The sequence below is a fragment of the Undibacterium sp. Tian12W genome (assembly GCF_049339405.1).
Classification (GTDB): domain Bacteria; phylum Pseudomonadota; class Gammaproteobacteria; order Burkholderiales; family Burkholderiaceae_D; genus Undibacterium.
The window spans coordinates 21,018-44,909 of sequence record NZ_JBMPPK010000024.1; the positions used below are offsets into that span (position 1 = coordinate 21,018).

The following is a 23,892-nucleotide window of genomic DNA, read 5'->3' on the forward strand; positions in this document are numbered from 1 at the left end:
GCATAGTACAGCCACCTATTTTAGCAAAGGTAATCGCATCATGGCCGTAGCACCAGTTAATTCAACAGCTTTGTCAGAACAGCTGGACGAATCAAAATTTATCAGTTTCCCTGATTCACCTTATCAGTTGTATCAAATGTTCCAGCCAGCGGGTGATCAGCCAGCGGCAATTGCACAATTGGTCGAGGGTATCAGTGACGGTTTGTTTTTTCAGACACTGCTGGGAGTGACGGGGTCGGGTAAGACTTACACGATGGCAAACGTGATCGCCAGGACAGGTAGGCCGGCCATCATTTTTGCACCTAATAAAACCCTGGCAGCACAGTTGTACAGTGAGTTCAGGGAATTCTTTCCACGCAATGCGGTAGAGTATTTTGTCAGTTATTACGATTACTATCAACCAGAAGCGTATGTGCCGCAGCGCGACTTGTTCATTGAGAAAGATTCTGCTATCAATGAACATATAGAACAGATGCGTTTGTCCTGTACCAAATCGCTGATGGAAAGACGGGATGTCATCATTGTGGCAACTGTCTCCGCCATCTATGGTATCGGTAACCCGAATGAATACCACAAGATGATATTGACCCTGCGTGCCAGGGACAAGGTCAGCCAGCGTGATGTCATCGCCCGCCTGATACAGATGCAGTACAAGCGCAATGAAGTTGATTTTGGACGCGGTACTTTCCGTGTGCGTGGTGACACCATTGATATCTTCCCGGCAGAACATGCCGAGATGGCTGTGCGCGTCGAAATGTTTGATGATGAAATCGAAAACCTGCAATTGTTTGATCCGCTGACCGGGCGTATCAAACAAAAGATACCGCGCTTTACAGTCTATCCAAGTTCTCACTATGTGACACCGCGTGAAACCGTCTTGCGTGCCATTGAGACCATCAAGGAGGAATTGCGTGAGCGCCTCGACTTCTTCCGCCGTGAAAACAAACTCATCGAAGAGCAGCGCATAGAACAGCGCACCCGCTTTGATTTGGAAATGATGGCCGAGATTGGCTTCACCAAGGGGATCGAAAATTACTCTCGTCACCTCAGTGGTGCCAAGGCCGGTGAACCGCCACCAACCCTGGTCGATTACCTGCCGCCAGATGCCCTGATGTTCCTGGATGAATCGCATGTGCTGACAGGCCAGTTGAATGGTATGTACAACGGTGACAGGGCGCGCAAGACTAATTTGGTCGATTATGGCTTCCGTCTGCCATCGGCACTGGATAACCGCCCGTTGAAGTTTGCAGAATTCGAAAGCAAGCTGCGCCAGACCGTATTTGTCTCAGCCACGCCAGGTGATTATGAAGACCAGCATTCTGACCAGACAGTAGAGCAACTGGTCAGGCCTACTGGCCTGGTCGATCCGGAAATTGAAGTGCGCCCAGCGCTGACGCAGGTCGATGATTTGATGAACCAGATTATCGAGCGAGTGAAAAAGCATGAGCGCGTACTGGTCACTACCCTGACCAAGCGCATGTCAGAACAATTGACCGAATTCCTCAACGAAAACGGCATCAAGGTGCGTTACCTGCATAGCGATATTGATACGGTAGAGCGTGTGGAAATTATCCGCGATCTGCGCCTCGGCACTTTTGATGTGCTGGTCGGTATTAACTTGCTGCGCGAAGGTCTGGATATCCCTGAGGTGTCGCTGGTGGCTATTCTTGATGCAGACAAAGAAGGTTTCCTGCGTTCTGAACGCAGCTTGATCCAAACCATAGGCCGTGCTGCGCGTAACCTGCACGGCAAGGCTATCTTGTATGCCGACAAGGTCACTGATTCCATGCGCCGCGCCATGGGAGAAACCGAGCGCCGCCGTAATAAACAACTGGCTTTTAATCTGGCCAATAATATTACGCCGGTAGGTATACGTAAGCAGATCAAGGACATCATCGATGGCGTTTACAATCCGCAAGAAGCGAAAGAAGACCTGGCAGTAGCGCAAGAGCAGGCGCGTTATGAAGTCATGAGCGAGAAACAGATCAGCCGCGAAATCAAGCGCCTGGAAAAACTCATGCTCGATCATGCCAAGAATCTGGAGTTTGAAAAAGCAGCCCAGGTCAGGGATCAGTTAGCGCATGTCAAGGAGCAGTTGTTTGGGGCGGGTGGGCACGATTCTGTGCTTTGATGCTGCTTGCCTATGCTGAAACAGCGTGAATTCCGGCCTGTGCGCCCTTGGAGAAAACCAGTTGTGCGCATGAGCCGGTCTGCGTTGAAACGGCAACTGCTTAGGGTGCTGGTGCTTGAGCATAACAACGGGAAAAGTAAACCCTTTCCCCATTGGGGATGGGAAAAGCCAGTATCAATGCACCAGTTGCGCAGGAGGCGATTGCGCCTCGCGAGACAATATGTTCTGGCGTATGAACCTGTAAGTGCGTTGGTTTTTAAAAGAACTCTTCCACGTGGAAAAAAGTGGCCAGGGACGGGAAAATTACTCTCATTGCCTGCTTCTTTGTGAAACGTGATGCGTGGGCTTATATTGTAGGTTGGGCTACGCTTCATCAGCCCAACACTTGGCGCTTAAATAAGGTATGCGTTTGTTGAGGCCCAGTGTTGGGCTGATAAGGCGTAGCCCAACCTACCGAGGATTGGGAACGCTATCATTTCCCACTAACACAAACCTGATTCCGCCCACCTTGCTTGGCTTGGTACAACATCGCATCTGCCTGCAAGAACATGGCATTTTCGGTATTCCAGGTCGGGAAGTCGGCGATGCCGCCGCTGAAGCTGAAATTTTTATTTTCACCTGGTTTGACTTCGAAGACGATTTTGCCAAAGGCTTCGCGCATGGCGTCGAGTTTTTGTTTGCCTTGTGCCGGTGTGCAATCCCAGAAAACCACGACAAATTCTTCGCCACCAAAACGGCTGAGCAAATCCTGTTCGCCCAGTTGTGCGGATAAGACCAAAGACAAACGCTTGATGACGATGTCACCAAAGTAATGGCCCCAGGTGTCATTGATGTTCTTGAACTTGTCGATGTCGATGATGCCGTAGGCCAGAGGTTTGTCTTCGCGACTGGCGCGGCGTATCCATTCCTGGGCTTTTTTCTGCAAACCGACTTTATTTAACAATCCAGTGGCGCGGTCGCGGCTGATCAGGTCTTTGCTGGCGCGTATTTTATTGACGCGGTTCAGTAGCTGGCGTGTCAGTACATCGGCGTCGCTGGGTGTCAGGATTTCATCAAAGCCGCTATCAAGTGCACGCCTGGCCATGGCCGGGTCAGGGCGGCTTTGCAGCAGGATGATTTCGCGGCCGGGGTCAAATTCTATATTCTTTTTGAGTACACGCACCAGGGCTTCGGTCTGCAAATATTGTGCTTCATCGATGATGACGATATCTGGCTGGGCTTCCTTGACGCGCACATGCAAAGAGCGGGCATCAGGATTGTGCAGCAGTTCTATATGGTTTTCTGCCAGCAGGGCAGTATCGAGTGAAGACAGTTCACCGCAAAGGACGATGGTATTGTTCTCGCCGCGCTTTTGGCGGGCGAAGATGTTGAACAGCTTATCAACCAGCACCTCATTGGTGATGGGTTTTTCTGCGTAGGCCATGCAATTGCTATCAACCAGTTTTTGTTGCAGCAAGAAACGCTCACCCTGGCGCACGGTCTGCAGGTAGATATAGCTTTGATCATCTGGCAGACGCTGCAACAAGTCGCTAAGGAACATGGTCTGGCGGCGGGTGTGCTGCATGTCATCCTGCATGTTGTACAGCACATCAAGGTCAATCACGAAAAGGTCATGACCTTCGGAAGTCTGTACAGCCTTCACAAAGTCACTCATCTGGTCAAAAAACAGTATATCGAAGTCGTACTTATGAGCACCGATCAACAATTCTTTCTTGTTATCGATGATGAAAAAGGTTTGCGTGAGCAGCAATACCCGATTTTTATACAGCGGTCCTGCTTCTGCCATGTTGTCTCCAGGCTATAAACGATACCCGCCCCGTATGATCGAATTCCAGAGCATGATTTGATTTTATACGAGTTCCTGTTACTGTTTGATTAATACGTCGCAAAATATCAATAAGAATGCGCAAAATATAGTTAATTTCCAGGTGGAAATTTTCTCATTCATGTAGTAACCCGTCATTACCTGCGATGCTGAAATTTGCTCAACAATGGGTCTCCTTCAAACCAATATTCAGGAGACATCATGGCAGCCAAAAAAATTCTTATGCTGGTCGGTGATTTTGTAGAAGATTATGAGGCAATGGTGCCTTTCCAAAGCCTGCTGGCTGTCGGGCATGCAGTACACGCAGTGTGCCCTGACAAAAAGCCAGGTGACTATGTGGCTACCGCCATCCATGATTTTGAAGGCCGGCAGACTTATACCGAAAAGCCAGGCCATAGATTCAGCATCACCCACGACTTTGCCAGTATCAATGCGCAGGATTATGATGCCTTGCTGATACCTGGTGGCCGCGCACCTGAATATCTGCGCCTGAATCCGAAAGTGATTGCTATCGTGCAACATTTCGCGCAGACAAAGAAGCCGATAGCAGCAGTTTGCCATGGTGCTCAGATTTTGGCTGCCGCCAAGGTGCTTGAGGGTATCAAATGCTCAGCTTACCCTGCTTGCCAGCCAGAAGTAGAGGCGGCCGGTGGCCATTACGCAAATATTGCTGTTACCGATGCAGTAACAGACAAGAATTTTGTCACTGCACCCGCATGGCCTGCACATCCAGCCTGGATAGGGCAGTTCCTGCAATTGCTGGGAACGGAAATCAAGTTGTAACTATATTATGGCTTGGCTTGCAAATCAGGCAAGTGCCGTATAATCGTCAGGAAATCTTTTTCTTGACGATATGCGGGAGGAAAAATGTGCGAGATTTTTATCAAAGCTGACCCTGGTCTGTATGAATCCAGGGCGCGTTCCCTGCGCCTGCATGGCGTGGTGACTTCCATCAGACTAGAAAATATATTCTGGAATGTGCTGGAAGAGATTGCCCAGCGCGATAGCATGAATACCAATCAACTCATCACCAAGCTGTATGATGAGTTGATTGCCTACCGCGGCCAAATTGACAATTTTTCGTCCTTCCTGCGGGTTTGCTGTTTGCGTTATACCTCGCTGATGCTGGACGGTGAGATCACCACTGACAAACATCTGCCGCTGGCAGGTTTGCACAATGTCAAACCTGAAACCAAGGGTTTCATGATTTGATGAGCAAGCGGATAAATGGATTAGCGGGTCTGTGCTGCATGAGAGGCAGGCCGCAATAGTTGAAGACATCAGTAATTAAAAAAGCCGGGCCAGTTGTAAACTGGTCCGGCTTTTTTGATGCGTGCAGCGAGTTTAACCGGCTGCAACACGCATGGCGATATGCGCCAGTGCCTCTTCTACCTGATCAATCAGGATCAGGCACAGGTCGCCTGCTTCCAGCCTGTCCATGGCCAGATCAATCGCAATGAATTCACCGTTGATTTCATCTATGCGCGAGGTTTTTGTTGCCTGCTTCAAGCCTTCACGCAAGAGCGCGACAACTTCACCATCTGCACGGCCACGCTGGCATTGATCCTGGTACAGCACTACATCATCAAAGGACTCACCAAGGATTTCAGTCTGCTGGCGTATATCCTGGTCACGACGGTCACCGGCACCGCTGATGACGACAGAGCGGCGTTTGGCAGGCATGGTTTCTACTGCACGTACCAGTGCCAGTATCGCATCCGGGTTGTGGCCGTAATCAGCAATCAGGGTTGCACCACGGAAGTTGAAGACATTGAAGCGGCCAGGCGCATTGTCGGCTTCATTGGCAAACGACAACAAGCCTGCGCGTATGCTGTCCCAGTCAATATTAATTGCCCAGGCTGCAGCGACGGATGCCATGACGTTCTCGACCTGGAATCCTATGCTGCCATTGCGGGTGATAGGGATATCAGCCAGTGGCACGCTATGGCGTGTCTTGCCTTCTGCAGCGATCAGATGGCCGTTTTCTATATATACCACGCGCTTGCCCTGAGCCCTGTGTGTTGCCATGACAGGGTGCTGGTGGTCCGCTGCAAAGAAGATGACGGCAGACGGGCAATTGTTGGCCATGGCCGCAACGATAGGGTCAGCCGCATTCAGCACGGCATAGCCGTTGTCGGCAACGTTTTGCACGATGACGCGTTTCAATACGGCCAGGTCTTCTACCGTGGTGATGTAATTCAAACCAAGGTGGTCACCAGAACCTATATTGGTGACGACAGCAACCTGGCAACGGTCATAGGCCAGGCCTTCACGCAAGACGCCGCCACGGGCAGTTTCAAACACGGCTGCATCGACATCCGGGTGGGACAGAACATTGCGGGCACTGCGTGGGCCGCTGCAATCGCCGCTATCAATCTGGCGGCCTGCAACATACACGCCATCCGTATTGGTCATGCCTGTACGCAGGCCGCTGGCACTCAGCAGATGGGCGATCAGGCGTACTGTCGTGGTTTTGCCATTCGTGCCGGTAACCGCAATGATAGGGATGCGGCCATCGTCATTATCATCAAACATCGAGGCGATAATAGCTTCACCAACTTGGCGGCCTTTGCCAAAGGAAGGCGAGAGATGCATACGCAAACCTGGCGCAGCATTGACTTCAACGATGCCGCCATTTTGCTGTTCTATCGGCTTCAAGACGCTGTCGCAGACCAGATCAACACCGCAGATGTCGAGACCTACCATTTGCGCGGCAGCCACTGCGCGAGCCGCAACTTCTGGATGCACATCATCCGTTACATCGGTCGCTGCGCCACCAGTAGAGAGATTGGCGTTATTGCGCAAGACCACCCGCTGGCCCTTGGGCGGAATGGAGTCAGCCACAAAACCCTGCTTGGCCAGGCTGGCCAGGGCAATATCATCAAAACGAATCTTGGTCAGGGAAGTGGAATGACCACTGCCACGGCGCGGGTCTTTATTGACTTGCTCAACCAGTTCACGCACGCTTTGTTTGCCATCACCCACCACTTGCGGCGGGTCACGGCGGGCAGCAGCAACCAGTTTGTTGCCCACCACCAGTAGGCGGAAGTCATTGCCGGGCAAGAAACGCTCGACCAGAATGTCATCACGGAATTCGCTGGCAGCATGGAAACCTGCATCCAGTTGCTCGCGTGTCGTCACGTTGACGGTGACGCCTTTACCCTGATTGCCATCTTTGGGTTTGACGACGACGGGCAGGCCGATTTCAAGGGCGGCTGCCCAGGCATCATCCGGGTCGGATACTGAGCGCCCCAAAGGCACTGGCACGCCAGCAGCATGCAAGAGCTTCTTGGTCAGTTCTTTATCTTGCGCAATGGCTTCGGCAATGGCGCTGGTGCCATCCATTTCCGCTGCCTGTATTTTGCGCTGGCGGCTACCCCAGCCAAAGGCAACCAGACTACCATCCGTCAGGCGGCGGTAAGGAATATTGCGGGCGACGGCGGCATTGACGATGGAGCCAGTCGATGGCCCCAGGCGCACGTCTTCATCCAGATCACGCAATTGTTCAAGCGCAGCAGCCAGGTCAAAAGCCTGGTCTTTCAATGCGGCATTGATGAGTTGTTCAGCCAGTTCTACGGCCAGACGACCTACGGCTTCTTCAGAATATTCAACGACGACCTGGAAAATACCTGTTTCCAGGGTTTGCGTAGTGCGGCTGAAGGTGACCGGGCAACCGGCTTCTGCCTGCAGGCCCAGGGTCAGCAATTCAAATACATGAGCCATGGGGATGGCATCATCATGGCCAGTCGGTTGCAAAATACTGAGTTGCGGGAATAGGGCGCGCAAACGGTCTTCAAAGCCGTTCAGGCCAGCAATTGACATCTCTTCATTTGTGCAGGCAACAATCGCTTCTACGGCCGTATGGTGGCTCCAGAGATTGGGACCGCGCAGGGCACGGATGCGTGATACTTCCATAAAACTTAGTCCTGTTGAAAAAGGCGTCAAACGAGGGTGTACTGATTTTTACAGCCTGAGCATGCAAGCACCAGAAATCACACCATCAGATAAATAGCAAATTCTAAGAGTAAACAATATATCTTGTATTTGTGCGGAGGCCAGATTTGACATCCGCACTATGCTTAAAGCAATCAGTAAGGAGCTTTCTTGCTTGAGTCAAAAGTCCTGAGGCCAGCACCTATCAGTTCTGGTGTGATGTTCAAGGCCCATGCTGCTGCAACTGCTGCCAGTACACTCTCTGCCTGGGCGACTTTTGCAGGTTTCAAGGCGCTCAGGGGCAGCAGAGCAGTTTCTGTCTCGCCATCTGCCAGTACGATATTGTCATCACGCAAAAACACCACGCGTTCACCAAGGGCGCGGTGGTTGACGATGGCTTCCAGTGCCGGGTCCTTGCCATAAAAAATCACCTTGCCATCGCAGAGCTCAGCCAGGTCTGCCACGGCAGAGTCGGCAGCATTCAATACCGCGACGCCGTCAGGCAAAATCACATCCACCTGGGTGCGCAATACTTTGCGCATCTGGTCTGGGCTGTCTATGTAATAAGGGCCCAGATCGGCATGGCCATCCAGATCGGTGACGACGCCAACGGCGCATTTGTCATAGGCGAGACCATCGCTGAGCATGGCTTTGGCATTGGTTTCAAATACGGCAGCTTCTACAGAACGGTTGATCAACAGTCTTTGGCCTGCTTCCCAATTCGCGCAATCGCCATCGGTGACCAGGCGTTTGTTCAGGAACAAGCCCTGGGCGCAAGCGACCCCGGTCTCCTTGCCGCTGATATTGATCAGGGCACCGATGAGGCGGGCAATCAGGCTGCAACCTTTGGTACCGGCAACGCCAACGATGCTGATGCGGCCACTTTCTTCAGGCGCAAACAAATGATTGATGATGGCCTTGCCAACCGGACGGCCTTCACCATTGGCAGGTTTGATATGGGCCAGCAAGCCTGGGCTGGCATTGACTTCAATAATTGCCGCGCCTTGTTCTGCCATGGGGCGGGAAATGTCTTCTGCCACCAGATCAACGCCAGCGATATCCAGACCGACGATACGTGCAGCGAGTGTCGCCGCATAGGCGATATCAGGATGGATCTTATCGGTGACATCAAGAGCGACATTGCCATTAGGCTGTATCAATACCTTTTGACCTGCCAGCGGGATGGAATTGGCATCCATGCCCTGACGTTTCAATTCAAGGATGATCTCTGCACCTGCTGCCGGGTCCAGCGCATTCAGGGGGTGGTCTTCAGTCGTACCACGGCGCGGATCAGTATTGATCTGGTCATCGACCAGTTCAGTAATATTTGATTTGCCATTGCCAGTGACCCACAGCGATTCACCTTTGCCTACAGCAACGACCTCGTTACCAACGACCAGCACACGGTGCTCGTCACCAGTGACAAAACGCTCAACGATGACACTCTTGCTGTCGCCTTTGCGTGAAGCCAGCTCATAGGCGGCAATCACGTCTTCCTTGCTCATCAGGTTCAGTGACACACCACGACCATGGTTGCCGTCATAAGGTTTGATGACAACGGGCAGGCCTATATCCTGTGCTTCTTCCCAGGCTTCTTCAGCACTGCGCACCAAGGAGCCTTCTGGCACAGGCACGCCGCAAGATTGCAGCAGGGTCTTGGTCAGGTCTTTATCGCTCGCAATGCTTTCAGCAATGGCGCTGGTGCGGTCAGTTTCTGCGGTCCAGATACGGCGCTGCGCTGCGCCATGGCCCAGTTGCACCAGATTGCCATCTGTCAGGCGTATGGACGGGATGCGGCGTTCAGTGGCGGCATCAACAATGCTGGCCGTACTTGGGCCCAGGCAACGGTCATCCACCAGTTCGCGCAATTCGGTGACTTTGGTTTGCAGGTCAAAAGGCTGATCTTCAATCGCCGCCATCAACAGATCACGGCCAATTTGCAGGGCAGTACGGCCTACCTGTTCTTCACGGGTGCGGAAAGCCATTTTATACACGCCAGTCACGTTGGTAGAACGGGTTTGGCCAAAACCGGTACGCATGCCTGCCAGGTTTTGCAGTTCGAGTACAACATGTTCAAGAATGTGACCAGACCAGGTGCCTTCACGCAGGCGTTCCAGAAATCCGCCACGTTCACCGACACCACAGCGATGCTCTATGATGCCGGGCAACCAGGTCGTCAGGCGTTCATACAGACCAGGGATTTTATTCGATGGAAATTCTTCCAGCTCACCTATGTCCAGCACTGCTTCAATGACAGGGCGATAAGTCCAGATATTCGGGCCCCGCAAGTGCGTTGCGCTGAGAATGCGGATGTCTTTCTTGTTTGTTGTCATGTATGTAAACTTTTATAAGCCAGGTTTATGCAGACCAGGTCTTGTCATTTTAGAGCGTTTCTTCGTTTTCCCTGAATGCACAACATCTTGGGCTGGCCGGCCATGCAAAATTTTCTGGTGTCTTGAAAATCTTGTCATCGCCACAATGTTACTTTGTATATCATATTGAAAGCGGCTGTGAAAGGCACGCCTGCTGATATACTTGCGCGCCAGCGCAAAAGCAGTTCATCCTCTTGATCAGAGTTATCTGATTATTTTTCTTTCGATAGAATACCGTAAATTGCTGCTTCCGTGACATGGCTTATGCCGGAAACGGAAACCAAGTGATCTCTTTTACTAAAATTTATGTCCTGATTTGATTCGGGACCAGCTCTTGAGCAGGAGTTCATTTTACGATGACTACAACACAATTCAGCCCCGAACAGCCTGTTACATCACTTCCAGTATCCTGGCAGTCTGACCTCAATAGTCAGATCGCCAAGGGCGAGAACGTTTTAGCTGCTCTGGAGGTTGACCTCGACAACAAACTTCGCTTCCGCAAGGGCTTGCTGGTGGTGACAGAGCAGCGCTTGCTGACCAAATCACCCGGCGAAACTGAGTGGAAAGAATGGCGTTTTCGCCACGGTTTGCAATTAAGTCATCATGACCATGCCGGTGTCGGCCACCTGGAACTGGTGGATCAGCAAGGCTTGCAGGCGAGCTGGCGTTTTACCCTGGGCCAGAATTTGCATGCGATACGCCTGCTGGACCACTTCAAGGAACAATTGTTAAGTCATGTTACCGGCATGCCTGTAGTGCGCGCCGAACAAAATATCTGCCCTAGCTGTAAAGCTGTATTGGAGCCGGACCAGGAAGAATGCCCGGTCTGCACCAAAGTAACGTACACACCACCTTCTACCTGGACACTATTGCGCCTGTGGCGGTTTGCCCATCCTTACCGCTTGCAACTGTTCATTGGCTTCTCGCTGATGTTGCTGGGCACGGCTGCGCACATGATCCCGCGTTACCTGACAAAGCCGTTGACGGATGAGGTGCTGATTCCCTATCAAAACGGTACCTATGTCGACCCCAAGCTGGTGGTGTTTTACATTGGCGGCCTGCTAGGTTCTGCGGTTGTTGCATGGCTGCTGAGCTGGGGCAAGACGTATATCCTGGCGCTGGTGTCAGAGCGCATAGGCGCCGATTTGCGTACCGCTACCTATGAACATTTGTTGAAATTGTCTCTCGAATATTTTGGCGGCAAACGCACTGGCGACCTGATGTCGCGTATAGGGAGCGAAAGTGACCGCATTTGCGTTTACCTGTCCCTGCACCTGCTGGACTTTGCAACTGACGTGCTGATGTTCATCATGACGGCTGGTTTCCTGTTGCAGATCAATACCAAGCTGGCCCTGGTGACTTTGTTGCCGTTGCCATTCATCGCCTGGATGATCCATCTGGTGCGCGACAAGTTGCGTACCGGTTTTGAAAAGATAGACAGGGTATGGGGCGAGGTGACCAATGTCCTCGCCGATACCATCCCTGGCATACGTGTGGTTAAAGCCTTTGCCCAGGAAAAGCGCGAAGCAGGGCGCTTCCGCGAAGCCAACAAGCATAATCTGGCCGTCAACGACAAGCTCAACAAGGTCTGGTCGCTGTTTTCACCTACCGTGTCATTCCTGACAGATCTCGGTATTCTCGTGGTCTGGGGCTTTGGTATCTGGCAGATTTCCAAGGGTGATATTACCGTTGGTTCGCTGGTGGCTGCAGTCGCTTTCATCAGTAACTTCTATGGCCGTATTGATTCCATGAGCCGTATCGTGTCTGTGACGCAGAAATCTGCTTCGGCTGCCAAGCGTATTTTCGATATCCTTGACCATGTATCGAGCGTGCCTGATCCGCAAAATCCGGTGAAGGTAAAAGAAGTCAAAGGCCAGATAGAATTGCGCGAAGTTGGCTTCCGATACGGTAACCGTGCGGTCAACCGTGGCATCAATCTGAACATCAAACCAGGTGAAATGATAGGTCTGGTCGGTCATAGCGGCTCCGGCAAGAGTACCCTGGTGAACCTGATTTGCCGCTTCTATGATGTCTCGGAAGGTGCGATCTTGCTGGATGGTGTTGATATACGCTCATTTGTAGTATCTGACTACCGCCAAAATATCGGCTTGGTCTTGCAAGAGCCTTTCCTGTTCTTTGGCACCATTGCCGAAAATATTGCCTATGGCAAGCCAGAAGCCACGCGTGATGAAATCATCGCGGCGGCGCGTGCGGCCCATGCGCATGAATTTATCTTGCGCCTGCCGCAAGGTTATGACTCCATGGTTGGCGAGCGCGGCCAGGGCTTGTCGGGTGGTGAGCGTCAACGTATTTCGATTGCCCGTGCTTTACTGATAGACCCACGCATTTTGATCATGGATGAAGCGACTTCTTCCGTGGATTCGCAAACAGAAAAAGAAATTCAGAAAGCCCTTGATAACCTGGTGCAAGGCCGTACCACCATAGCGATTGCGCATAGGTTATCTACTCTGCATAAGGCCGACCGTCTGGTTGTGCTGGACAGAGGCCAGGTAGTCGAAGTGGGCAACCATGATGAATTGATGGCCAAAGAAGGTGCTTACTACAAGCTTTACCAGGCGCAAGCCCGTAATGCAGAACTGGTTGAGGAGTAAAAGAAGATGACAACGACAAAATTTACCCTGACCCGCAATTTTTTCGGCAAACTGATACTCAGCAACGAGGCTGGTGAAGTGTTTGAAGGCGTCAGCCCGGTGCGGGCATTTCCTATCCAGTCACCCTTGGTGGGCATCTCGCTGGTCATGACAGATGGCCGGGAAGTCGCATGGATAGATCAGCTTGATGATCTGGCCGCAGATGCACGTGAACTGGTCATGGAAGAGCTGGAAGGGCGCGAATTCATGCCTGAAATCAACAACATCATCAGCGTCACCAGCTTTGCCCTGCCATGTACCTGGAAGGTAGCAACCGACCGTGGCGAGACCGATTTTGTGCTTAAGGGTGATGAAGATATACGCCGCATCGGCAAGACATCTTTATTGATTACCGATAATCACGGCATACAATTCCTGATACGTGATATGTATGAGATAGACAAGCATAGCCGCAAGATACTCGACCGCTTCTTGTAATACTTCTTTGTGATTGCATTGGTACCAGTTTAAAACTCATAGCCGTATAAATTGGTATCTCTGCTTTCACCTGCCAACACCACCACAGCTTCCAACTGAAAGCCCAGGTCATGCAATAATTGATTGGAGGGGCCATTGTCAGGTGAAGTAATGCCGGCCAGTTTGTTTATGCGCAGATGCGTATGCGCGTAATCTAGCGTCGCTCTGGCTGCCTCTCTGGCATAGCCCTGTCCTGTAAATTGCGGTAACAGGGCATAGCCTATATCCACGTTCTTCAGGGTTTCCCTCTTGACCAGACCGCACAGGCCAATTGCCTGTCCATCTTCCTTGCGTTCCATCACATACAGGCTAAAACCTATCTTTTCCTGGTTGGCCATGGGGCCATTGATGATATCTGTCCTGGCTTCTTCCAGCGTGCGTATGCCCTTGTCACGTATATTGGTGATAAAGGCAGGATCATTCACCAGTGCCAGATAAAAGGCGGCATCATCTGTTGTGATAGTGCGCAGATAGAGCCTTTCTGTCGTGATGATGATGGTCATTATTGTCTCCTTAGAAACGATTAGTTTAAAGCGCTAGCTTTAAAAAGCCTAGTCGCTTTTCTTTGTGTTTGAGTAAGAATTGAATCAAGCTGATTTGAGCCGGATTGATGTTGCAAACCGACAGACTTGTGAACTTGTTTTACAAAGTGGTAAATTGGATAAAATTTTTCTCACATTGCGTAGTCTGCGGCGTAATATTGTTGTAAGGCATTAAGCTTTTCTATATGCGTGCTTGCGCGCATCTGGATTTGCTTGAGCAAAGTCTTGTTACTTATCCATATCCGTACTCAGGGGAAGCTATGAAATCACTCAAGGCCAGACTCATTGTTGTTATAGGATTATTGCTCGCAATTTGTACCATAGTCCTGACTATAGGCAGTTATCTAAGGATGAAGTCGCAGATAGAGAATGACCTGAACAATGAAATGCGCGGTGTTGCAGCAGGTTATAACGCGGTATTGAGTAACTGGATACAAACCAATTTGTCCATGATGGACAGCTTGTCACAAGGCCTGGGTAACGGCGCTGATCTACAGGCCAGCCTGACCATGATGCGGGGTGGCGGCAGCTTCCTCAGTGTTTATCAAGGCCAGCCCGACAAGCAATTCACCAATATCCCGCCTGACCCACCACCTGCAGGTTTCGACCCTACTGTGCGTCCCTGGTATAAAGCTGCGATGGAGGCCAAAAAGCCCATCGTAACATCGCCGTACATGGGCGTCGCGCCACCTGGCCTGATGATCACTTTTGCCGCACCTGTCAAAGGCGGTGAGGGTGGTGTAGTGGGTGCTGACGTTTTTCTGACCAAGATTGTTGACCAGATTTTGACCATCAAACTGGCGGGTGGCGGTTATGCCTTCTTGCTGGACAAGAGCGGCCAAGTGCTGGCCCATGCAGATCAGGCCAGGGTCATGAAAATGGCAAAGGAAATTACCCCTGATCTGGCACTCGATAATCTGGCAAACCTGTCCAAACAAAAAGACCCGATACTGACCGAGATAGGTGGCAAGCAGCACTTCATGCTCTTGCAGCAAATTACCGGTTCTGATATTTACCTGGCGCTGGTCATTGACAAGAAAAAAGCGCTGGAAGCGCTGGATCAGTTGCTGATACTCTCTGCCGTTGTCCTGCTGGTCTTGCTGGGTGTAATCATGCCCTTGACGACTTTGCTGGTGGGCCGTATGCTGGCTGGCTTGCAGAGGGTGCGCGATGCCATGTCGGACATCGCCGCTGGTGGCGGTGATCTGAGCCGCAAGATCGATGTCGAGGGCGATGATGAAGTGGCCCAGACTGCGTCAGCCTTCAATCGCTTTCTGGAGCAATTGCGCGTCATGGTTGTTGATGTACGCAAGGCGACCGATTCCATTACTGTGGGTGCGACAGAAATTGCCACTGGCAATATGGATTTGTCTGGACGAACCGAGCAACAGGCTTCATCCCTCGAAGAAACCGCTGCAAGCATGGAGGAACTGACCGAAGCCGTGCGCAATAATGCCGACAATGCGCGTGAAGCCAACAAGATGGCGGTCAATGCATCCGATGTAGCGACTCAGGGCGGCGAAGTAGTGGGCAAGGTGGTCACGACCATGCAGGGCATCAGTGACAGCTCACGCAAGATTGTCGACATCATCAGCGTCATCGAAGGCATTGCCTTCCAGACTAATATCCTGGCATTGAATGCAGCGGTGGAAGCCGCCAGAGCAGGTGAGCAGGGCCGCGGTTTTGCGGTGGTTGCCAGTGAGGTGCGTACTCTTGCGCAACGCAGTGCTGCAGCGGCGCAAGAGATCAAGAACCTGATTGAAGATTCGGTCAATAAAGTCAGTGAAGGCTCTGAGTTGGTGGATAAAGCCGGGGCTGCGATGAACCGTATTGTCTCTGCGGTTGACCAGGTTGCCGCGATCATCAATGAAATTACCACCGCCTCGGTAGAACAAAGCGACGGTATTCAGCAAGTCAATGTGGCACTGGCGCACATGGATGAGGCAACCCAGCAAAACGCTGCCTTGGTAGAAGAGGCTGCGGCAGCAGCGGGTTCACTGGAAGAGCAGGCCAACTTGCTGAAAACTGCAATGTCGGCCTTCCGTATGGAAGATTCAGCTGCTGGTCCACGTATAGCGCCAGCCAAATCAAGCTGGGCGAAGAACAAGGCTTCTGCACCCAGTCTGGGATATGACGATTAAACTTGTTGACGAAAAATTTGTTGAATTTGTTGGCTAAATCTTAAGCCAGGGTAGCAATCACCGGTGCATGATCCGATGGTTGCTCCCACTTGCGTGGTACGCGGTCAATGACGCAGGAAGTACATTGTTTAGCCAATTCTGCAGACAACAGGATATGGTCTATGCGTACACCTTTGTTCAGGCGGAAGCCGAGGGCGCGGTAATCCCACCAGCTGAAGGATTTTTCTGCCTGTTCAAACTGGCGGAAGCTGTCGCTCAATCCAAGAGCTATAAGGTTCTTGAGCGCAGTTCTTTCTTCTGGTGACACCAGGTTCATGCCCACCCAGGCGGCTGGGTCATGCACATCCCGGTCTTCCGGGGCGATATTGTAGTCACCCAGGACAGCCAGTTTTGGATGGCGTGTCATTTCTTCCCTGACCCAGTTTTCCAGCGCTGCAAACCATTTCAACTTGTACTGGAATTTGTCTGAATCCGGTGACTGGCCATTCGGCACATAGGCACAGATGACGCGTATGCCTTCTATGGTGGCGGCAATGATGCGCTGCTGCTCATCTTCAAACTGCGGGTTATTCTTTTGAATATCCGTCATCGCGTGCTTCGATAAAATCGCCACACCGTTATAGGTTTTTTGACCAGTAAAAGCAACGTGGTAGCCTGCCGCTTCTATCTCTGCCTGAGGGAACTTGTCGTCGGTGAGCTTGGTTTCCTGTATGCATAGCACATCGACAGGATTGGTTTCCAGCCATTGCAAGACTTGTGGCAATCTGACTTTCAGGGAGTTTACGTTCCAGGTGACTAATTTCATGTGTGTTTTACTTATTTTAGTGTGAGGTGTCGTTCAATTTACCGGGAAGCAGGCTGGGTTGTTGAACGAATTTATATGCACGGTATTTTATACGATGTTGTGCATTTGGAATTCGCTGTGAATACTTGCTAGTATGCGAAGCAGCTTACCAGAAGGGAGCAAGACTTTTCAATCTTTGACTTTTTCATTGAGCCTGCAATTTATTTCATCTTGGAAAGAGACTAAAATGCAGTAGCGAGCTTTCTTTATAGACACACTATGCGTAAGTGCTCAGTAATCCTGTTTTTCGCCATGTTGATCTTTGGCTCCCAGGCTGTCTACGCAGATATGACAGTCATACGTTATCCACGTCCGTCGGCCAAGACAGATAGTCATTTTGATTATATCCACGAATTACTGGCCGAGGCCCTGACTTTATCCGCTAATAAATACCAGCTATTGCCGAGCAAGGCGACCATGCAGCAAGGCCGGGCCGTGCATGAGATGAAATATGGCACGGGTGAAGTTGATCTCTTGTGGAGCATGTCCACGGATGAAAGAGAAAAAGCGCTGATCGCCATTAAAATACCGATAGACAAAGGCTTGCTCGGTTGGCGCATCCCCTTTGTTCTCAGTGAAAACCGCCAGATGTTCAAGACCATCAGAACTTTGCGGGATATGGAGAATTACTCGGCAGGGCAAGAACAGGATTGGCCAGACGTCAAAATCCTGGAGCACAATGGCCTCAAGGTGAATACAGCTAATTCTTATGAAGCTTTGTTCAGCATGCTGGAAGCCGGTCGCTTTGATTACTTCCCCAGATCTATCATGGAAATCTGGAGAGAACAGGACTTGCATGCCGGTAAAAATCTTGTCATCAGCCAGGACATCGCTCTGCATTACCCCGCTGCCTACTACTTCTTTGTCACTCCCAGCAAGCGTCAGTTTGCTGAAGACCTGAACAACGGGCTGGAAAACATGGTGCGTAATGGCCAGTTCGAGAAAATTTTCCTCAAATATCACCAGGTCGCCATACAAAGGGCGGCTCTGAAGCAAAGAATGGTGCTGGAGCTGCAAAATCCTTTCCTGAATCCGGCGAATATGCCATTGAACCGCACCGAGCTCTGGTTCAAGCCCTGATGTCAGCAAAAATAAAGCCGGGGTCTGAACAGATCAGACCCCGGCTTTTTCATTTCATCTCAACACGGACAGGTATCAGCCTGCGCGATTGATCAGGAATGTGGTCAGCAAAGGCACTGGACGACCAGTAGAGCCTTTGGCTGCACCAGATTTCCAGGCTGTCCCGGCGATATCCAGATGGGCCCAGGTGTATTTCTTGGTGTAACGCTCAAGGAAGCAGGCTGCCGTGATACTGCCACCAGCTGGGCCGCCAATGTTTGCCATGTCTGCAAAATTGGATTTCAGTTGCTCGTTGTACGCTTCTTCTATAGGCATGCGCCATGCTGTATCACCAGTTTGCTTGCCCGCTGCCAGCAATTCTGCTGCCAGTTGGTCATGCGCTTCGTCATGGCGGGTGAACAGGCCAGAGTTGTGGTGACCGAGGGAAGTCACGCAGGCGCCAGTCAGTGTTGCCACATCGACCACGGCTGCTGGCTTGAAACGTTCTGCATATGTCAAGGCGTCACACAGGATCAGGCGGCCTTCGGCATCCGTATTCAGGATTTCAATAGTCTGACCAGACATGGAAGTGACGATGTCACCAGGACGTGTTGCGCTGCCGGAAGGCATATTTTCGCAAGTAGGGATAACGGCGATGACATTCAGCTTGAGCTTCATTTCACCGATGGCACGCATGGTACCCAGCACAGAAGCTGCGCCGCCCATGTCGTATTTCATCTCATCCATACCAGCACCGGCTTTCAGCGAGATACCGCCGGAATCAAAAGTAATGCCTTTGCCGACCAGAACAACTGGGGCATCCTTGACTTTGCCGCCATTGTGCTTGAGCACGATGAACTTCGGTGGCTCTACCGTACCATTGGTGACAGACAGGAAACTACCCATTTTGAGGGCTTGTATCTGTTTGCGGTCCAGCACTTCGGCGACCATTTTGTAGTCGGTAGCGATTTTCTTGGCAGTATTGGCCAGGTGAGTCGGGGTACAGAAGTTAGGTGGCAGGTTACCCAGTTCTTTGGTCAAATCCATGCCATTGGCCAGGGCTACACTCTGTACCAGTGCATTTTTGGCAGCAGTTGCGTCTGCTGCATCAACAGCGATGGCGACTTTTTTAACGCCAGCAGTGGATGTGTCTTTTTTGCTTTTCAGGCCATCAGCGCGGAAAATGCTTTCACGGAAAGCCAGCACAGTAGCGCGGACAGACCAGCCCAGGTCACGGTCTTTGACCGCAGGCAGGGCGATCACTGCATCATTGGCACCCAGACCAGCCAGGGTACGGGCAGCAGCCTGTACCGCCTGGTTGTAGGCTTTTTCGCCAACAGTAGCTGCTTCTTCACCCAAACCTACCAGCAATACGCGCTCTGCAGCGACATCAGCCAGTTTGCGCAACAGCAGGGATGTGCCCGCTTTGCCTGTGATATCGCCAGATTTCAGGGCGGCGGCGATGTCGCCGGACTTGTCCAGACCTGCTGCTGCAGCAGAAAGTTTCTTGTTTTCATAGACGCCAACGACGATACAGCCTGTCTTAATTGCTTTATGGGCAGTCGAGGCACTTTTTGCGTCGATTGTTTTTATGCTAAAGTCCACGTATTACTCCTCTTTGTAAGTCTCGTAAAACAGACATTATAATCCTACTCATGATTTTTCAGCGCGCGCTTCGACGTGAATTAAACAGTGCCGCCGGCGCAGTCTTCACAACTCTGTTCACCATCACGATATCCGTGATGCTTATTAACATCCTTGGAAAAGCAGCAGGAGGCAAGGTTGCGTCTGCTGACGTGGTTGCCCTGATCGGGTTTACTGCATTGATGAACATGCATATCTTGTTGCTGCTGACCGGCTTTATCTCGGTCTTGCTGGTGGTGACCCGCAGTTACCAGGATTCTGAAATGGTGGTCTGGTTTGCCTCTGGCCTGAGCCTGACCCAATGGATAAAGCCGGTTTTGCGCTTTGGTGGTCCGCTGGTCATTCTGACTGGCTTGCTGAGTTTTATTGTCACGCCCTGGGCCAATCAACAAAATGTGGAATTCCGCGAGCGGTTTGAAAAGCGCTCCGATATTGCCAAGGTGGCACCTGGCAAGTTTCAGGAATCTGCCTCATCCGACCGCATTTTCTTTGTCGAAGAAGTGGCTGGCGATCTCAGTAAAGTACAAAACATTTTCATCAATACCTATAAAGATGGCCGTTCCAGCATCGTCGTTGCCAAAGAGGGTATGGTAGAAATCGACAAAGCTGGTGACAAATTTCTGGTCATGAGCAAAGGGCGCCGTTACGATGGCGTGCCAACGGCGCCTGATTTCCAGATGATGCAGTTCGAAAAATATGGCGTGCTGATATCCAGCCAGAATGCCAGTATCGCCGGAGACAAATCAGCCAAATCCATGCCCTTGACAGCCCTGATCGAAAATCTTGACAGTACCAAACTCGGCGAGCTGTTGTGGCGCATATCTTTGCCTTTGATGTGCGCGGTGTTGCTGCTGCTGGCTATCCCGCTGGGCTATGTTAATCCCCGCGTCGGGCGTTCTGCCAATCTGATCGTTGCGCTGTTGCTGGTAGTGATCTACCTGTCCATCACGAACATCCTGCAGGCGCTGGTGGTGCAGGAACGTAGCAGTTTCGGCATGGCCTGGTGGCCACATCATTTGTTCGTGGCTGTCCTGACTCTCTGCATGTTTTTATGGCGTTTGAAAGTGAATAGCCGCTGGCACCCTTTGATGTTGTGGGTACGTTTTAAATCAGGTTTGCGCGGTAAGGAAAAGTGCCCAGCATGAAAATTTTACAAAGATATTTTGGCGTTGAGATATTACGCTCAGTCCTGTTCGTTATGCTGGCTTTGCTGGCCTTGTTTTCCTTCTTTGACCTGGTCAATGAATTACAGTCTTCGGTGAACAGGGGCGGCTATCAGCTCAAGCACGCAGTGATTTATGTATTGCTGGGCTGGCCTGGCCGCATCTATGAATTCATGCCTATTGCGGTGCTGATCGGTACGATTTATGTGCTGGCGCAGTTTGCTTCCAATTCTGAATTCACCATCATGCGTGCCTCCAGCATGTCCACCATGATGGCGGGTAGTATCCTGCTCAAGATTGGCATGATCTTCGTTTTGTTGACCTTCTTGTTTGGCGAAGTCATTTCGCCGGTTTCCAGCAAGTTTGCCGAGAAAATGAAGCTCAGTGCCATCGGTGAATCACTAGAGCAGGAATTCCGTACCGGCTTGTGGACCAAGGACCTGGTGCGGGAAAATGGTTTGACTGGCGACATCATCGGTTCCCGTTTTTTGAATGTCAAAGAAATCCTGCCGAATCGCCATTTGAAGAGCGTCAAGATATTCGAGTTTGATAAAAACTTCCACCTGTCACGTGAAATGACAGCGACGGATGCTGAATACATGGGCAAGAATATCTGGCGTCTTTCTGACGTGATAGAAACTTCTTTCCCCAAAACTCTGACCAGTGAAGATATTGCCGCTGTCAAGAGTGAGAAGCTGGCCAGCCGTGACGTCGTATCAGAAGTCACTCCGGATATCTTGTCGGTACTGTTTGCTGATCCTGACCGCATGTCGGCAACCGATCTGGCCGCGTTCACCAAACATCTGGCAGACAATAAACAGGATGGTGAGCGCTATGAAATCGCCTTCTGGAAAAAGATCACTTATCCATTTGCGGCGCTGGTCATGATGGCGCTGGCGCTACCGTTTGCTTACCTGCATGTGCGCAGCGGTGGCGTCAGTCTTAAGATTTTCAGCGGCATCATGATAGGTATGACTTTTTACCTCATCAATGCCTTGTTTTCGCATGTGGGTTTGCTCAATACCTGGCCTGCGCTGGTGACTGCCGTGGTGCCGAGTATCCTGTTCCTTATTATTGCCTCGCTAGGCCTGCGCTATGTTGAAAGAAACTGATGGCAAATAAATCAGCCCTGATCCTGTTTGCCCACGGCGCCCGCGACCCGCGCTGGGCTGCACCTTTCCAGCGTCTGCAAACGATGACGCAAGCGAGTTTGCCAAACGTCACCGTGGCTCTGGCATTCCTGGAATTCATGACGCCATCACTGCCAGAACTGGCTGCACAATTGGTTGCAGACGGATGTGAGAATATCACCCTGGCTCCGGTATTTTTAGGGCAGGGCGGTCATGTTCTGCGGGACTTACCTGTGTTGGCAGACGCGATACGTGCAAGCCATCCTGGTTTGCAGTTCAAGATAGTAAATGCTGTTGGCGAAGATGAAACGGTTTTGCAGGCTATACGTGATTATTGCCTCAATTTGCTATGAAGGCTGTCACTATTCCTGGTAAATGAGTGCAAGGTTATTGTTCATCAGTAGTTCATCAATAATGCTATTTCTGTGCTGACCCCGAATGCAGGAAAAAGTATGATCCAATTGAAAACTGTATTTTCAATTGCCTTGCTGGCACTTGCTGTTGCGCTGCCTGTCACGCCAGCCCATGCTGGCCAGGTATTGGCTGTCGGTACCGAATTCGCCAATGTATTTGAACGTACTCCCACTGGCGAATTCACTGGGCTGGGTGCCGACATCATACGTGCGCTTGCCAGGCAAAATGGGGATGAAGTCAAATTCGAAATTTACCCTTGGGCAAGGGCGCAATGGATGGTCGAACATGAGCAGGCGCAGATACTCATAGGTCCGTATAAAACAGTAGAAAGAGAAAGTAAATACGGCTTTGCCAAACGTGCGTTCTATCGCGACATCATGGCCTTGTATATACGCAAAGGTTCAGACCTGAACTGGGATGGCAATTATGCCAGCATGCCTGGTCTTAAACTCGGTGTAATCAACGGCTGGGTATATGGCCCTCAGTTTGAGAACCTTCGCACCACCATCAAACCTGTGGTCGCCAACACCCTGACCAATGGCCTCAATATGTTGCTGGCAAAGCGCGTCGATTACCTGGCCAGTAATATGCGCAATACCGAAGCGGCCATGAAGACCATGGGCATCAGCAATGAATTGATGATGATAGAACCCTTCATGGATATGCAGGATGGTTATCTGGCTTACTGTAAAAATGCCAATTGCGAGCAATTACGCCTGCGCTACGATGAATTGTATGAACAACTGCGGGATGGTGGGATATTGCAATTAATGGCACGCAGACTTGGCGTGCGCTTGCCCCCTTAGCCTCATCTGTGGGGCCTGTGGGTTGTCGTTGTTCTCACGATAATTTGCCAGTACGAGCCCGCATTGCTTCACCCATCATCACCAATACCGGTCCTGTGCTCATCGGCAGACCTTTGGATAATTCATCCAGACTCAGGGCCTGGCTGCATTCATTGGGACGACTGCAGTTTTCTATGATGACCACAGGCAAATTGCCAGGGAAATTGGCCGCCAGCATGCGTTGCGCTGTCAGCGTGGCTTCTCTGCCACCCATGTATTGCACCAGGGTGTCACATTCGGGTATGCGGGTATCTGCGCTTTCGCCAGGGGCTGTGCTGGAAGTGAACAAAGCCACGCTACGAGCCACGCCACGCTTGGTCAGTGGTTGTCTGACGCTGGCTGCGGCCGCCAGTGCCGTCGTGATGCCAGGGACGATTTCATAGTCTATGCCTGCAGCTTCCAGCGCAGTCAATTCTTCATCAGCACGGCCAAACAGCATGGGATCACCGCCCTTGAGGCGAACGACGAGGGCATATTGCACCGCGCATTCCAGCATTTGCTGATTGATGTGCTCCTGCGCAGCAGAGCGTTGTCCGCTGCGCTTGCCTACCGAGATTTTGACTGCCTGTGGGCACAGATCCAGCATCTCTGCCGTGACCAGTGCGTCATACAGCACCACGTCTGCCTGTGCCAGCAGACGGGCGCCGCGTACCGTAATCAGGTCCGCAGCACCTGGACCTGCTCCTATCAGATAAACCTTGCCCTGAGTCTGTTGCATGAA

Annotated in this window: 18 protein-coding genes; 11 read left to right on the forward strand and 7 right to left on the reverse strand. The window is 51.3% G+C overall.

Features of this window, described 5'->3' with window-relative positions:
- The first annotated feature begins 40 nt into the window (after positions 1-40).
- Positions 41-2,131: an excinuclease ABC subunit UvrB gene (gene uvrB, locus ACO0LI_RS25400; RefSeq protein WP_423036170.1), complete on the forward strand. Its 2,091-nt coding sequence runs from the start codon at positions 41-43 to the stop codon at positions 2,129-2,131.
- A 472-nt stretch (positions 2,132-2,603) separates the two neighbouring features.
- Here uvrB and ACO0LI_RS25405 read toward each other — a convergent pair whose 3' ends face one another.
- Positions 2,604-3,917 carry a diguanylate cyclase gene (locus ACO0LI_RS25405; RefSeq protein WP_422953280.1) on the reverse strand — a complete coding sequence of 438 codons (1,314 nt, stop codon included), beginning with the start codon at positions 3,915-3,917 and terminating at the stop codon, positions 2,604-2,606.
- 240 nt (positions 3,918-4,157) lie between these two features.
- Between ACO0LI_RS25405 and ACO0LI_RS25410 the strand changes: the two genes are divergently transcribed.
- Both ACO0LI_RS25410 and ACO0LI_RS25415 read left to right on the forward strand, forming a co-directional pair.
- Entirely contained in the window at positions 4,158-4,739 is a 582-nt protein-coding gene (locus ACO0LI_RS25410; RefSeq protein ID WP_423036172.1) for a DJ-1/PfpI family protein, read from the forward strand.
- Between the two features lie 84 nt (positions 4,740-4,823).
- Entirely contained in the window at positions 4,824-5,168 is a 345-nt protein-coding gene (locus tag ACO0LI_RS25415; protein ID WP_162059322.1) for a ribbon-helix-helix domain-containing protein, read from the forward strand.
- 132 nt (positions 5,169-5,300) lie between these two features.
- On the opposite strand, the gene cphA (ACO0LI_RS25420) is transcribed toward ACO0LI_RS25415, so the two are convergent.
- Together cphA (ACO0LI_RS25420) and cphA (ACO0LI_RS25425) are read right to left on the reverse strand one after the other, a co-directional pair.
- Complete coding sequence (gene cphA, locus ACO0LI_RS25420) at positions 5,301-7,871, reverse strand: cyanophycin synthetase (RefSeq protein WP_423036174.1); 2,571 nt, start codon at positions 7,869-7,871, stop codon at positions 5,301-5,303.
- Between the two features lie 173 nt (positions 7,872-8,044).
- On the reverse strand, positions 8,045-10,222 hold the full coding sequence (gene cphA, locus ACO0LI_RS25425; protein WP_422953276.1) for a cyanophycin synthetase: 2,178 nt from the start codon (positions 10,220-10,222) through the stop codon (positions 8,045-8,047).
- Positions 10,223-10,617: 395 nt separating this feature from the next.
- Between cphA (ACO0LI_RS25425) and ACO0LI_RS25430 the strand changes: the two genes are divergently transcribed.
- Both ACO0LI_RS25430 and ACO0LI_RS25435 read left to right on the forward strand, forming a co-directional pair.
- Positions 10,618-12,873, forward strand: a complete 2,256-nt coding sequence (locus ACO0LI_RS25430) for an ABC transporter ATP-binding protein (protein ID WP_422953275.1) — start codon at positions 10,618-10,620, stop codon at positions 12,871-12,873.
- A gap of 6 nt (positions 12,874-12,879) precedes the next feature.
- A complete protein-coding gene (locus ACO0LI_RS25435; RefSeq protein ID WP_422953274.1) occupies positions 12,880-13,350 on the forward strand; it encodes a DUF1854 domain-containing protein in 471 nt (156 codons plus the stop codon).
- A 29-nt stretch (positions 13,351-13,379) separates the two neighbouring features.
- Here ACO0LI_RS25435 and ACO0LI_RS25440 read toward each other — a convergent pair whose 3' ends face one another.
- Positions 13,380-13,892, reverse strand: coding sequence for a GNAT family N-acetyltransferase (locus tag ACO0LI_RS25440; RefSeq protein WP_422953273.1), 513 nt, complete (start codon positions 13,890-13,892; stop codon positions 13,380-13,382).
- A gap of 299 nt (positions 13,893-14,191) precedes the next feature.
- Here ACO0LI_RS25440 and ACO0LI_RS25445 point away from each other — a divergent pair, with 299 nt between their 5' ends.
- Positions 14,192-16,072 (forward strand): methyl-accepting chemotaxis protein, encoded by a 1,881-nt coding sequence (locus ACO0LI_RS25445; protein ID WP_422953272.1) that lies wholly within the window; start codon positions 14,192-14,194, stop codon positions 16,070-16,072.
- A gap of 40 nt (positions 16,073-16,112) precedes the next feature.
- Here ACO0LI_RS25445 and xth read toward each other — a convergent pair whose 3' ends face one another.
- Entirely contained in the window at positions 16,113-16,877 is a 765-nt protein-coding gene (gene xth, locus ACO0LI_RS25450; protein WP_422953271.1) for an exodeoxyribonuclease III, read from the reverse strand.
- Positions 16,878-17,135: 258 nt separating this feature from the next.
- On the opposite strand from xth, the gene ACO0LI_RS25455 reads away from it, so the two are divergent.
- Positions 17,136-17,996, forward strand: a complete 861-nt coding sequence (locus ACO0LI_RS25455; RefSeq protein ID WP_422953270.1) for a substrate-binding periplasmic protein — start codon at positions 17,136-17,138, stop codon at positions 17,994-17,996.
- 75 nt (positions 17,997-18,071) lie between these two features.
- On the opposite strand, the gene ACO0LI_RS25460 is transcribed toward ACO0LI_RS25455, so the two are convergent.
- On the reverse strand, positions 18,072-19,580 hold the full coding sequence (locus tag ACO0LI_RS25460; protein ID WP_422953269.1) for a leucyl aminopeptidase: 1,509 nt from the start codon (positions 19,578-19,580) through the stop codon (positions 18,072-18,074).
- A gap of 50 nt (positions 19,581-19,630) precedes the next feature.
- Here ACO0LI_RS25460 and lptF point away from each other — a divergent pair, with 50 nt between their 5' ends.
- The 4 genes from lptF (at position 19,631) to ACO0LI_RS25480 (ending at position 23,132) form a co-directional block, all read left to right on the forward strand.
- A complete protein-coding gene (gene lptF, locus ACO0LI_RS25465) occupies positions 19,631-20,764 on the forward strand; it encodes an LPS export ABC transporter permease LptF (RefSeq protein ID WP_422953268.1) in 1,134 nt (377 codons plus the stop codon).
- The gene (lptG, locus tag ACO0LI_RS25470; protein WP_162041764.1) at positions 20,761-21,894 is read left to right on the forward strand and encodes an LPS export ABC transporter permease LptG; all 1,134 of its coding nucleotides are present in this window, start codon (positions 20,761-20,763) and stop codon (positions 21,892-21,894) included. The genes lptF and lptG overlap by 4 nt, the downstream gene beginning before the upstream one ends.
- Positions 21,894-22,265, forward strand: a complete 372-nt coding sequence (locus ACO0LI_RS25475) for a sirohydrochlorin chelatase (protein ID WP_422953267.1) — start codon at positions 21,894-21,896, stop codon at positions 22,263-22,265. Before lptG ends, ACO0LI_RS25475 begins: the two co-directional genes overlap by 1 nt.
- A gap of 99 nt (positions 22,266-22,364) precedes the next feature.
- Positions 22,365-23,132, forward strand: coding sequence for a substrate-binding periplasmic protein (locus tag ACO0LI_RS25480; RefSeq protein ID WP_423036176.1), 768 nt, complete (start codon positions 22,365-22,367; stop codon positions 23,130-23,132).
- 34 nt (positions 23,133-23,166) lie between these two features.
- Here ACO0LI_RS25480 and cobA read toward each other — a convergent pair whose 3' ends face one another.
- Positions 23,167-23,889, reverse strand: coding sequence for a uroporphyrinogen-III C-methyltransferase (gene cobA, locus ACO0LI_RS25485; protein ID WP_423036178.1), 723 nt, complete (start codon positions 23,887-23,889; stop codon positions 23,167-23,169).
- Positions 23,890-23,892 lie beyond the last annotated feature (3 nt).